Here is a 12,726-nt window from a genome sequence, read left to right as displayed (position 1 = left end):
GCGCAAAAACACTTTGTGAAACTCTGCACTTATTTGCGAGAACTCTGCTGCATTACATCCGCCTCAACATCCCTTATAACCTCCAAAATCCACTCCACATCTTTCTTAGTTGTTCGCGGATTGATAAAACAGGTACGCAGGGCTGTTTTGCCGCTTATTTTTGTAGCCGTCAGAAATATGCGTCCGTCCTGTTCGATGGCGTGAGCCAGTTTGCGGTTCATGAGCTCAGCATCCTCATCATTCATTCCCTCAGGCCTGTACCTGAAGCAGGTGATCGATAGAGGCACCGGGGCCATCTGTTCAAAATCATCTGAATCTTGCACCAATCGGGCAAGATACCCGGCATTTTCAATATCACCCTGAATGGTATCGCGCAGACGTTTTGCACCGTAGGCTTTCAGCGTCATCCACACCTTCAGGGCCTTAAAACTTTTTGTAAGCGGAAGCTGGTACTCCATCAGATCGGTCCGTCCGCCTCCGTCCTCATTCGAACGCAGGTAATCCGGAATGAGGCTGAACGTTTTTCTCAGTTTTTCCGGCTCCTTCACCAATATGCACGCAGCCTCGAATGGAACATAAAGCCATTTGTGCGGATTGATGACCACGGAGTCTGCCATTTCCATTCCTTCAAACAGATATCCTACGCTGTCGAGTGCTGCAGCGGGCCCGCCGTACGCAGCGTCCACGTGGTACCAGATGCCGTAATCCTTCGCAATTTCTGCTAATTCTGTCAGATCGTCCACGGCTCCGGAGTTTGTGGTGCCGGCTATGCCGATGATGCAAATGGGCCGAAAACCCTTTGAAAGGTCATCATCAACCTGCTTCTTCAAAAGATCGGTACGGATCCGGAACCTGTCGTCGACCGGAATTTTCCGAAGGTTGTCAAGGCCGATACCCAGCATATCCGCTGCTTTATCGAAGCTGGAGTGCCCCTCGGCGGACACATATACCGTCATCGGCGGCATGCCGGAAAGTCCCTTGCGGCTCATGTGGTCCGGCATCATATTTTTTCGCGCCACAGCCAGGCAGTTGAAGTTGGCGGTTGAGCCGCCGTCCAGAATGGCGCCTGCAGCCGAGTCCGGATAGCCGATGAACTGCGATACCCAGCGAATCACAAGCTTTTCCAGTTCCGTGCTCACAGGTGAGGAGTGCCACTTCAGGTTGTTCTGATTGAGTGCTGCGCTGAGCATTTCGGCCAGGATTGCAACCTGGTTGCCTCCGCCTGTGATGTATCCGTAGTAGTGCGGGCCAATGTTCATGGTGGCAGCCCCAACCACATCCGTTCGTACCTTTTCGAGAAGGTCCGAAATATCGAAGCCCTCTTCAGGAAGTTGTTCCCTGAAAAGCCCCATCACCTTGTCCGGTTCCATACCCGGGAAAACACGCCTTTCCAGTTTTTCGGAGTAGAGCTCACGAATAACCTTGCCTGCATGACGGATGTATACCTCAAGCTGTTCCGGAGTAAAGTCGAGATTCTTTTCAGCCATTCATACCTCTTTGAAAGGTGATTAATCGCCAAACGAACCGATGGGGCCCGGAAATACAATCGGACTCTCATACCCCTCTTCCGATACGCTGGCCACTCCAAAGAAATAATTGTCGATGACGATATTCTCCAGTGTAAACTCGGTTACATTGCCCGTCAGGCGCCCATATGTCCAGACCGGGGATGTGGTCAGCCGCCAGTACACTTTATATCCCTCCAGCTGCGGATTTTGCTCCGGATTGAGTGCATCCCAGCTCAGCGTGGTGCTTGGCCGCACCGCACCGCTGATCTCCACGCCGGAGGGAGGCGCCGGTGCTTTGGCCATGCCGGCCAGCGACACCACATTCAGGGCAGTTAGCTTGGCAGCGTAGTCAAAGTCGACGTGCTCGATCACATCACCGTACTCAATCCCGTTTTCCGTACGGATGTCCTGGTGCTGCCAGTTATAATTTTCATTGGTTTCCATGATACGGACCGCCGGCAGACCTACGTCATTGAAAGGCCGGTGGTGTCCGCCCCGGCCAAAGCGGTCGAGCCGGTAGATCATCATTACATCCAGATTGTCGATATACTGCTCGCCCATCACGTGGATATAGCGCGCCAGGTTTCGTGAAGGCGAATCGACCTCTCCGCCCGTGAAGCGCCGGATGCGGGCTTCACGATCCGTTTCCGTTGGACGCGTTCCCTCCGAAAAAACCCTTGCCGTGGTATTGTTGATCACGCCGTTGATCCCCACAATGTTCCCGATCATATCGTTGTTCAGCACCGCTTTGATACGCCAATTGTTTTCAAGCGCATAGTCTGCAACAATCTCTCCGCCAAACAGGCCCTGTTCCTCACCCGAGAGGCCCGCGTAGACAATGGTACCCGGAAACTGATGCTTTGAAAGTACCCTCGCCGCTTCGATGGTGCCTGCCATGCCTGAAGCGTTGTCGTTGGCGCCCGGTGAGTCGGTTTCCGCATCCATCACATTCGACGCCCGGGAGTCGATGTCCCCGGTCATCATCACCACCCGGTTTGGGTCGGCCGTTCCGCGCTGAACCGCCACCACGTTCACAATTTGAACCGGTTCGGGGATGCGGTTCTCACCGCCCACGGTGCCGTTCACATAAAACACCTCCAGGCACCCGCCGCACTCTTCGGAGATCTTTTCGAACTCCCGCTTGATCCATCGCCGTGCAGCACCGATTCCTTTGGTGTCGGAAGTGGTATCGGACAGCGTATGGCGGTTTTCAAATCCTGCCAGAATCCGGATGTCGGTTTCCAGGCGATCGGCCGAAACACCGTCAGCCAGTTGCTTGAGAAACGGCTGGTAAACCGGCGCGGATGAAGCACCCGTGCTTGCGTGCGACTGTGCGAATGTTTCAGATGAAAACATCAGAAAAGAGAAACAGATGAGTACAGTAAGAATCGATTTCATGAGATTGGATTGGTTGATGAAAAGGATTCTGAACTTAATGAAATAGGCCGTGATCGGAAAGGTCAGCGTGAAGGGCTTATATTTTTTAACGAATTTCACATAGCCTTGGCAAAAAGAAATGATACAATTCATTCATGATCTTTTATTTTAAACGCTCGAACCAGTTAAATACACTATTTTTTTCATGAAAAAAGAGTTTGAACGGTCAAAGCTGCTATGGCAGAATCCCGAAACGAGACGTAAAATCTATTTCGGTGCCTTTATCGCGCTCGTAATTGCGGGGATATACCATGCAACGGCATTCGGCAGTTTTCCCGAACAGGGTGACCATTACGGGTTCTGGTCGGTGATGCCTCCGCTGGTCGCAATTGTTCTCGCATTCTGGACGCGCGAAGTGGTGAGTGCACTGTTTATAGGGGTTTGTCTTGGCGGCGTGATCGCCGGAGATTTAAATGTTGTGCAGGTATATTTGATTCCCTCGATCGGCACAGAGAGCTTTGCCCTGATTCTGCTTGTCTATCTCTGGGCATTGGGCGGGCTCATTGGTATCTGGACCCGTACCGGAGGAGCCGAACGGTTTGCGGTTTGGGCAAGCGACTTGATGGTAAGAGGTCCGCGGTCCGCCAAATTTTTTACATGGATGATGGGCCTCATTTTCCATCAGGGCGGAACCATAAGCACAGTTTTGACCGGCGCAACCGTCAGGCCCGTCGCCGACAAGCACAAGGTATCGCACGAAGAACTCGCGTATATGGTCGACAGCACCGCATCCCCCGCCGCAACACTCATTCCCTTCAATGTGTGGCCGATTTATGTGAGCGGACTGGTGATTGGTACACTTGCCATTTTTGAAACACCCCAGGACGGTATCAATTTCTTCTTTGCCTCCCTGCCTTATAATTTTTACGCCATTTTTGCCATCTTGATCACCCTGGGATTTGCACTTGAGGTTCTTCCATGGGTGCCCGGAAAGAAGATGCGCAAAGCAGTGGAGAGATCCAGAACCACCGGACTCCTCGACCGGAAGGGATCCACCCCCATGGCAGCAGATGAGCTGGTACAGAGCAAGGTGCCCGACAGCTATCATCCCGGATTGATCGATTTCTTTGGACCAATCGGCGCTCTTCTGGGTGTCGCCATTATCCCTTATGCATATACGTTCTTCATCCTGGGATCAGATGAGCCGCTGCTGCTGATTGCGGAAGCCTTTGTGCTCGCCGTTTTAGCCGGAATTTTTATCGCCATTGCAAAAGGAATGCCGCTGCAGATAGCGATAAACGGATTTATTGACGGGTGCAAGGGAGTCACGATAGGTGCAATTATCCTGGCTCTGGCTGTAACCCTGAAAGAAGTGGCCGACGCCGTAGGAACGGCCGCATATGTTGTGGAGATGATCGGCGACCTGGTAATCCCATCCCTGCTGCCGGGCGTTCTGATGATTCTCTGCATGATTATCGCATTTTCAACCGGAACCTCCTGGGGCACCTATGCTGTGGTCTTTCCCATAGCTGTTCCGCTTGCTTGGGCCGTTGTCCCCGATGTCTTCTTTCTTCAGCTCTCTTTTGCTGCGGTAATCGGGGGGAGCGTCATGGGAGACCAGTGCTCGCCTATATCGGATACCACCATACTTAGCTCCCTGTCTACCGGATGCGACCTGATGGATCACGTTACCACTCAGCTTCCGCTTGCGCTCACGGCCGGGTTTTTTGCGGCCATTCTCTACGCTCTGCTCGTTGTCACATTGGTGTGATCTATCTGTGACTGCCGGAGTACCTGATCCCCTCAATATTATGTTCTCATTCCCGGACCGGAAGTTCTACATGTAGATGATCGGCCGTTCCGGTGTGTCGCAATGTTTGAAATCCCATACTGCTGAAAGCAAGCTCCAGCAGACCGTTTCTGATCAATCCCCTGTCAATTGTCCGGATATCGACCGCATGATAATATCCGTTTTCCTGGCGGTAGTGCAACGATCGCGGATTCACCGGTAAACCCATTCTGCTGTAGTCCGACTCTTCACGACCGATATCCGTGAGAACCAGTTTACCATCGGCGAGTGTCGTGGTGCTTACAGCCACCCTCAATATCGGGTGCATCGATCGATACAAACTCTGTACGTCCTCGCTTTTGGCATGCACTCCCGACAAGTAGAAAAGTGAAAACAGGCTGAATCCGGAGACGATAAAAAGCGTACTCAGATAACTGATTTTAAGGACCCGTTTTCTGTTGTTTATTTTTCGAAATAACACCATCAGGTAGATTGAAAAAATACCCGCTGTCAACGCTGTCCCGCCTGCCAGTGACACCCATCCGTGCAGCCCATGGACCGTATTGAGGTACACCGACACCCTGACTAAAAGAATAAAAGGCAGAATGATAAAAAACAGCAGCGCTGCAATGGATAAAACAAAACCCAGCAGCCAGATTTTCAGCGGTTTCTTTGACCGGACAGGCTGTGTTCCCTTTTTGCGTCCGACCCCCACCGCATTCCCGGTATCCAGGTTTAGAAGCCAGTCAATATCTTTTTGGGTGATCTTTTCCATACCTTTACAACGATATTGCCGCCCTGCGGTTTCAGATAATTTTCCTGCTTTACCACATAAAATCTATCATCATGACCCCCGATGAACACGCAGAAATAAAACGGATCATTAACGACCATAAAGCAAACATCCAAGATGAGATAATAGAGTTGATAGAACTGACCAAATCTGTATCCCTTGATGCATCGATCGGCCGCCTCTCAAGAATGGATGCAATCAACAATAAAGCCATCAATGAGAAAGCCCTGCGGGATAAAAAACAGATTTTGAAAAAGCTTGAGAGAGCCCATGAAAGAGCGGAGAATGGAGAGACAGGAACCTGCCTCCGCTGCGGGGGTGAGATCCCGTTTGGCCGTTTGAAAATAATGCCCTACACCACGAAATGCGTAAAATGCGCCTGACCGCAATACCCAATCATTGCGAATCCCATTTAAACCAAGCCATTTTCGCTGACGCATTCAAAAAATGAGCACTTTTCACTTAATAAATAATCAGTCAGCAGACCGGGTCCCGGGTGCTTCCCCCGATTCCATCTCCATATAAATTCTCTGTTTCACGGCATCGGCGACATAACTGATTCCCGCGTTGATGGAAACCAGGCCGAAGAGGCCGATCCAGAACCATAGCGCTGCATGCCCCAGATCAAAGGTCTCCGGGCCATTGCCTTTGATAATGGTAGCCTCAGCCACCAGGTTGATTCCAAGCCCGACCAGGGTTACACCGATTACCGAATGGCGCCACCATTTCTTCTCGTAATTCATTGCATGATTGTTGATTTTCGATTTCTGTGACTATGCTATTACAATGAAACAGTGCTGAACCGTTCAGTCAGGGTGGCAAAAAATCCTGCAAGGGGATGTGCGGCAGCGGTCTGACCGGGGATCAAATTACAGGCCAATTATTTTTTTGAATTGCAATCTGCTTACGAAAGCACCACTTTTTTTACATTTGAGGCCATTTCCATTTGATTAAGTGTTACAAATACTCTAATGAGAAAGTGGGGCAAAAAGATTCATTGCTTCAATATTAAACTATTTTACATTAAACTGTAAATGCCCTATATTACTTCTGTCACGAAGTGAATACGTGCCGGTTTAAGATTTCGGGAGTGCCAGGCAACGATACTTTTTCCGGTTTTGCAACAAACTGAAACAGACTATGGTGAAAAATTATGGAAGCATCAAACTATTGGCCGAAACTTCCCAGCCCTGATGAGTGGGCAGATACACTCAACACAGTTCACATGTGGACACAGGTAATCGGCAAAATCAGGCTGGAACTGAATCCATGGATCAATCACTCGTGGGGTTCGACACTCTATGTGTCGGCAAGAGGTTTATCGACACATGCCATTCCCTTTCAGAACAATCAGCTGGAAATAGAATTCAATTTTCTGGAACACAAAATGGAGTTTTATACCTCTGATGGTAAAAGCGCAAATTTTGACCTTAAGCCCCTGAGTGTTGCTTCCTTTTATGAAAAAACCATGTCGGCCCTAAATGATCTGAACATAGATGTAAAGATTTTTACCCGTCCTGTGGAAGTAGAGGAGGCCATTCTTTTTGAAGAAGACAGGAAACACAAAAGTTACGATCGGGAGTTTGTTACTCTGTTCTGGAAGGCTCTTGTGCAGATTAACCGGGTTTTTGAACAATTCAGAGCCCGCTTCACGGGCAAATCGAGCCCGTCCCACTTTTTCTGGGGTGCCTTCGATCTCGCTGTAACCCGATTTTCGGGGAGAGCGGCTCCCAAACACCCCGGGGGTGCGCCCAACTGCGCTGATTGGGTTATGGAAGAAGCCTATTCACGGGAATTGTCCAGCGCCGGGTTCTGGCCCGGACAGGGCCTTGGGGAGCCTGCGTTTTACTCCTATTCCTATCCGGCTCCCGATGGGTTCACTTCAGCCGGGGTCCAGCCAGATGAAGCCTATTATCATGATGATTTGGGTGAGTTTATTTTGCCTTACAAGGCCGTTCAATCTGCAAAAAATCCGGATGCACTATTACTGGAGTTCCTTCAATCGACCTATGAGGCTGCAGCCGATCATGGTAACTGGGACCGCACGATGCTGGAGGAACGTCACCCGAAACTATCATAAATCAGGGTTCACGGTCTGTTCAGCTCTCGTTGCACATGGTTATCAACTCAACATAAAATGACACCTGCACTATGAATATTCTTGCATTTGCCGGAAGCCTGAGAAAAGGCTCATATAATAAATCCCTGCTTCGGGCAGCCCGTGACCTGGCGCCCGACGGGATGAACATTGAGCTCTTTGACCTGGAAGGTATTCCGCTTTTCAATGCCGACACAGAGAAAAAAGGGGACCCTAAACGTGTGGCCGAATTCAAAAAAGCAATTATTGAGGCCAACGGACTCCTGATCGCTTCACCCGAATACAACCACGGAATGAGCGGAGTAACTAAAAACGCCATCGACTGGTCATCACGCCCCCCGAAAGAGATGCCCATAAGCGGAAAACCCGTTGGTATATTGGGAGCCTCACCTGGAACAACCGGTACGGCACGAAGCCAGGACCAGCTTCGACAATCTTTGAAATCAGTAAATGCACCCTGCATGACAAAGCCTGAATTCCTGCTTAGCCGCGCGCATGAAAAATTCGGCAGTGACGGAACACTCACGGATGAGAAGACCCGTGAGTTTCTGAAAAAGTATCTCGACAGTTTTGCCGGCTGGATAAAAACATTTCAATAATCAGCTTGAACAATCAATGACGGTCAAAAACGAAAAAGGACTTCATCACATCACTGTTTTAGGAGGTGATGCGCAACGGACAACCGATTTCTACACGAAAACCCTGGGCCTGCGGCTGATGATGAAAACAGTAAATCAGGATGATCCCTCTACCTACCACCTGTTTTTCACAAACGGTACGTCTCAGGCCGGATCCAGCCTCACCTTTTTCCCATGGCCGATGACCGTCCAGGGAAAGCCGGGCAGTGGTGAAGCCGTCACGGTCTCCTTTTTGGTTCCGCCAGATTCGATAGGGTACTGGGCAGAACGCTTTGGTAAGAACGGGATAGATTTTAACGGCCCGTTTGAGCGATTTGGAAGACAGGTAGTCTCTTTCCGTGATCCCGACCGTCTGAGATTGGAACTGGTCTTTGATGAAGAGGCCGGAAATATCTCCGCATGGACACAAGGCACGGTTCCGAAAGAGCACGGCATTCGAGGATTCTGGAGTACAACACTGATGCTTGAAGAGATCGCTTCAACCGGGGAGCTGCTGACCGATATCCTGGGTTTTGAAAAGGCTGCAGAACAGGATGGTCAGGTTTTATACAGCGCTTCCAGCACACCGGGAGGGCATATTATTCTTGAAACCGCTGCGCCGAAACAAGGTAAAACCGGCCGCGGAACGGTGCACCATATCGCTTTCCGTGCAAAAGATCGCAGGGAGCTTGAAGAGATGCGGCAGCAAGTCGATCAACGGGGCCTGGATCCTACTGAAGTGATCGACCGTCACTTTTTCAGATCGGTCTACTTCAAATCTCCGGGCGGTGTTCTTTTTGAAATTGCGACCGATGGGCCGGGATACAGCGCCGTTCAAAATGAAAAGGAACTGGGAAAAAAACTTTGGCTGCCGCAGCATCTGGAGGGGCGCAGGGATATGATTGAAAAGCGTCTTCCCGACATTCACGCTTAATCTGCATGGGAGGATCCCCGAATCGGGCAGAAATAAGCCAAAGTCCGGGTTGCAGTTTTCGGGGACTTACTACGTGTACGTGTGGAAGAAAAAGTGAAGTGTATGCGAAACGTGCTCTTCCCGGGCTGAATTAATGAAGAAACGATTACAAAAAAGTTCTGCCCGGCTGAATCAGACTCAACCAGTATAGCCAGAATCGCCTCTTTGTTTTCAGAAAAATCATCGAGAGGAAAACTCTGTTTTGGGATCATTCGCAATTCACGCATATTTCAAATAGGGCTGTGCGGACAGAGTACCGTTAGCTAAGATCAAAAACGGCACGGTACATCCCCGTTACACAATCTTGATACTCCCAAATCACACATTCAATGAAAAATATACTTCAGATAGGCGTTGGAGCACTTGGGCAACAGGTACTTCGATATTTGCTGGAACGCGATGGCATCCGGATAACGGGTGTTGCGGACCTTAATCCTGAACTGACAGGCAGGGATATCGGCAGTTTCTTCGATAAACCGCATACAGGCGTGACCGTCAGCAGATCCCTTGAAGATGCCATCCATGCCTCAGACAGCAAACCCGAAGTGGCGGTCATCACAACGGTTTCATCCATCGAAAAACTTGTACCCCAGATTCGGGAAGCGGCCGAAGCGGGCCTTCACATCGTGTCGACCTGCGAAGAACTGATCTTCCCATGGAACCGGCACCCCGGTGCGGCTGAAAAAATTGATTCAATATGTAAAGAGCATGGTGTTGCCTGTCTGGGAACCGGTGTCAACCCCGGTTTTTTAATGGATTACCTTCCCTCCGTGTTTACTTCCGTATGCCAGAACGTGGATTCAATATATGTTGAACGGGTACAGGATGCTTCGGAGCGCCGAGTTCCCTTTCAGCAAAAAATCGGGGCCGGCCTGACGCATGACCAATTTGAAGCCAAAAAGGAAGACGGATCCCTCCGTCACGTGGGTCTGCCCGAGTCTGTTGACCTGATCGCTCACGCCATGAACTGGCCGCTGGACGATAACCGGGAAACACTGGAACCCGTACTTGCTGAGAAGGAAATCTCATCGGGCTACAAAAAGATCAAAAAGGGAGAGCCCAGCGGTGTTGAACAGGTTGGTTCGGGCTTTGTGGGGGGCAGGGAAGTGATCCGCCTTAGATTCAGGGCCGCCGTCGGGGAGGAGAGATCATACGACCGGATCACCGTTAGCGGCACCCCAACCATCACCACAGAGATTGAAGGGGGACTGAACGGCGATACGGCAACCTGTGCCATCACCGTCAATGCAATACGGTCGGTAACCAAATGCTCCCCCGGGCTTAAAACGATGCTCAACGTTCCTGTTCCGGCGTTTTATAGCCGGGTTTGAAGTTCCCTGTTTCGGGTTGAGATGCCTCTTGGGTTCTCTCGGAGTATCGCGGATACAGCTGTGCACGGACCGGCACTCGTCTGACGACTTTTCCCAAAACCACACCCTCGACCCACAATCCCTCAGTCGTCTGACGAGTTCGCTCCCACTCTGCGGAAACCAGCGAGGCATCCGCGAAAATCTGCGAGAAACAGCTAAGGGGAAAGGCAGTCTACTAATTCATCAGACGACTTGATAAATGCCGGCAGATATCAAAATAGGTATTTGAAAATCGTCAGATGAATGGGCTACGGATTTGTAAGTACGTAGGTAAGCACATTCACCCCAAACCGGAGTGCTGCCCGGGTTACCTCTTCCGGGTTGCTGTGTTCATCGTACGCCCAGCCGTCACTCGGATTTGATTCGTAAGTATATAAAACAGCCATTCTGCCGTTTCGATAGATGCCAAACGCCTGAGGCGGTTTGCCGTCGTGCTCATGCACCTTGGGCGGACGTCCGTCCGGAAACGGATAGACAATGCTGTACACAGGGTGACCGGCAGGCAGTTCTATCAGCTCTTCATCCGGATAAAGCCGCTGCAGCAGCGGACGGACATATTCATCCATCCCATAGTCGTCATCGATCATCAAAAACCCTCCGTTATCAAGATACTGACGCAGATTATCCATTTCAGGATTGGTGAGGCTGATATTGCCATGACCGGTGGCAAACAGAAACGGATAGTTAAAGATATCGCGGCTCCCGATCTGCACATCCTCGTACGTTTCACTGACAGGTATAGGTACCTGTCCGCGTGCAAATGAGAGCAGATTGGTGAGGGCAGTCGGTGAATTGTACCAATCTCCGCCCCCGCTGTACTGCACGCGTGCGATGGAAAAAGCACCCTCGCCGCGCTGTTGCGCAGACAGGATGACCGGATTCAGGAGCAGAACAACGGCCGAAAAAACAAAAAGCTTAAATAAATGCCTCAAAACGAATCTCATGGTTTACAATGCATACCCGATGCTTACCTAACGAATGCTGCAGGAAACAGGTATGTATTCGTGTAAAATATCATTTCATTGACAGCTTTTGTCATCTTTGCAGCCTTCTCATTCTCCTACAGGCTCTTTTCAAATCTCTAACATTTTTAAATTCAACTTTCATAAGACTTCCGGATACCTCTGACCATCAGATGCTATTTTAGGCAAATTCATCCAGACCTTTCTGCTTATTGGCTCCTTCCAGGATGATGTGCGACTCATCGTGCGCATCATGAGGTTCCAGATGAAGAGTGATGACTGCATCGGTTTTGAGCGAATCGATCAATTTTCTCTCCAAAATTGTCGCCTCATCGTGTGCTTTCTTCAGGCTGATATCGTCATCAAAAAAAAGATGGAGTTCAACCCAGGTAGTATTACCCGATGTTCTGTGTCTGAGCTGATGCCAGCCCTTAATGCCGGCAGGCAGATCATTTTTCAGTACTTTTTTAAGGGCGGCATCCACCGCTGGATTCCGTGTATCCATCAAACCCCGTACGGAATATCTTATCAGCTTATATGCTTCATAGCTGATCACCGCGGCCACGCCAAGACTCACCACAATATCAATAAATAACCAGCCGGTGTAATGTATCAAAATCAGTGCCGCAATCACACCTCCGCTGGTCCAGACATCGGTCAGAATATGCTTCCCGTTGCTTACGGCAATCATATTACCGGCTTTTCTGCCTGTTTTCAGCACATAGAGACCCAGTAAAAGGTTGATGACACCCGCACCTGAAAGGAGGGCAATACCGGTTGCCGTATTTACGATCTCAATGCCGTAAATAGCGCTGTGAATTGCATGGTAGAGAATGGTTATACCGGCCGCAATGATAATGGCTCCTTCTACGCCGATTGAGAAAAACTCAATGCGTTCGTGCCCGTAATGGTGATCGTCATCGGCCGGCTTTCTGCTCAAATAGTATCCGTAAACCACAAAAGCTACGGCAAAAATATGAACCACCGATTCGGCCGCATCCGATAGAGCCGCCGTTGAGTCCGTTACAAAAAATGCTCCCGTTTTTATCAGCAGAATCAAAAGCGAAACAAACAAGCTGATCTTAAGGGCTTTTTGAACCGGATCGTGTGGTATGCTGGATGTTTGGATTATATTCGAACTATTTTGTTTTGATCAGGCTGAAAGGTAAGAATTTATCAGCCTTGTTTTGTGGATATCTGCCAAGCCGTGCAACTGCACATTTTGCATTGTATCTTCGT

General features: G+C 49.9%; 12 protein-coding genes. 6 read left to right on the top strand and 6 right to left on the bottom strand.

Translation table 11 applies throughout. From position 1 onward, the window contains the following. Nucleotides 1–29: 29 nt before the first annotated feature. Both DDZ15_RS13130 and DDZ15_RS13125 read right to left on the bottom strand, forming a co-directional pair. The gene (locus tag DDZ15_RS13130; protein ID WP_109647570.1) at nucleotides 30–1,487 is read right to left on the bottom strand and encodes a pyridoxal phosphate-dependent decarboxylase family protein; all 1,458 of its coding nucleotides are present in this window, start codon (nucleotides 1,485–1,487) and stop codon (nucleotides 30–32) included. Nucleotides 1,488–1,508: 21 nt separating this feature from the next. After that, the gene (locus DDZ15_RS13125) at nucleotides 1,509–2,906 is read right to left on the bottom strand and encodes a M28 family metallopeptidase (RefSeq protein WP_242979028.1); all 1,398 of its coding nucleotides are present in this window, start codon (nucleotides 2,904–2,906) and stop codon (nucleotides 1,509–1,511) included. 184 nt (nucleotides 2,907–3,090) lie between these two features. Here DDZ15_RS13125 and DDZ15_RS13120 point away from each other — a divergent pair, with 184 nt between their 5' ends. Then, a complete protein-coding gene (locus DDZ15_RS13120; RefSeq protein WP_109647569.1) occupies nucleotides 3,091–4,656 on the top strand; it encodes a Na+/H+ antiporter NhaC family protein in 1,566 nt (521 codons plus the stop codon). A gap of 46 nt (nucleotides 4,657–4,702) precedes the next feature. Here DDZ15_RS13120 and DDZ15_RS13115 read toward each other — a convergent pair whose 3' ends face one another. Beyond that, nucleotides 4,703–5,449, bottom strand: a complete 747-nt coding sequence (locus tag DDZ15_RS13115) for an MFS transporter (protein ID WP_109647568.1) — start codon at nucleotides 5,447–5,449, stop codon at nucleotides 4,703–4,705. Nucleotides 5,450–5,520: 71 nt separating this feature from the next. Here DDZ15_RS13115 and DDZ15_RS13110 point away from each other — a divergent pair, with 71 nt between their 5' ends. Next, entirely contained in the window at nucleotides 5,521–5,850 is a 330-nt protein-coding gene (locus DDZ15_RS13110) for a TraR/DksA family transcriptional regulator (RefSeq protein ID WP_109647567.1), read from the top strand. 90 nt (nucleotides 5,851–5,940) lie between these two features. Here DDZ15_RS13110 and DDZ15_RS13105 read toward each other — a convergent pair whose 3' ends face one another. Then, a complete protein-coding gene (locus tag DDZ15_RS13105; protein ID WP_109647566.1) occupies nucleotides 5,941–6,210 on the bottom strand; it encodes a hypothetical protein in 270 nt (89 codons plus the stop codon). Between the two features lie 410 nt (nucleotides 6,211–6,620). Between DDZ15_RS13105 and DDZ15_RS13100 the strand changes: the two genes are divergently transcribed. The 4 genes from DDZ15_RS13100 (at nucleotide 6,621) to DDZ15_RS13085 (ending at nucleotide 10,486) form a co-directional block, all read left to right on the top strand. Beyond that, a complete protein-coding gene (locus DDZ15_RS13100) occupies nucleotides 6,621–7,547 on the top strand; it encodes a DUF5996 family protein (RefSeq protein WP_109647565.1) in 927 nt (308 codons plus the stop codon). Between the two features lie 71 nt (nucleotides 7,548–7,618). Beyond that, nucleotides 7,619–8,164 carry an NADPH-dependent FMN reductase gene (locus DDZ15_RS13095; protein ID WP_109647564.1) on the top strand — a complete coding sequence of 182 codons (546 nt, stop codon included), beginning with the start codon at nucleotides 7,619–7,621 and terminating at the stop codon, nucleotides 8,162–8,164. 16 nt (nucleotides 8,165–8,180) lie between these two features. Continuing rightward, nucleotides 8,181–9,116, top strand: a complete 936-nt coding sequence (locus DDZ15_RS13090; RefSeq protein ID WP_109647563.1) for a VOC family protein — start codon at nucleotides 8,181–8,183, stop codon at nucleotides 9,114–9,116. Between the two features lie 368 nt (nucleotides 9,117–9,484). After that, a complete protein-coding gene (locus DDZ15_RS13085; protein ID WP_109647562.1) occupies nucleotides 9,485–10,486 on the top strand; it encodes an NAD(P)H-dependent amine dehydrogenase family protein in 1,002 nt (333 codons plus the stop codon). 287 nt (nucleotides 10,487–10,773) lie between these two features. Here DDZ15_RS13085 and DDZ15_RS13080 read toward each other — a convergent pair whose 3' ends face one another. Then, on the bottom strand, nucleotides 10,774–11,457 hold the full coding sequence (locus tag DDZ15_RS13080; protein WP_199222971.1) for a DUF4159 domain-containing protein: 684 nt from the start codon (nucleotides 11,455–11,457) through the stop codon (nucleotides 10,774–10,776). Nucleotides 11,458–11,668: 211 nt separating this feature from the next. Continuing rightward, on the bottom strand, nucleotides 11,669–12,601 hold the full coding sequence (locus tag DDZ15_RS13075) for a cation diffusion facilitator family transporter (protein WP_278336131.1): 933 nt from the start codon (nucleotides 12,599–12,601) through the stop codon (nucleotides 11,669–11,671). Between the last annotated feature and the right edge of the window lie 125 nt (nucleotides 12,602–12,726).

The organism is Rhodohalobacter mucosus, from assembly GCF_003150675.1.
In the GTDB taxonomy this organism is placed as follows: Bacteria; Bacteroidota; Rhodothermia; order Balneolales; family Balneolaceae; genus Rhodohalobacter; species Rhodohalobacter mucosus.
This window is presented reverse-complemented; position numbering and strand designations above follow the sequence as displayed.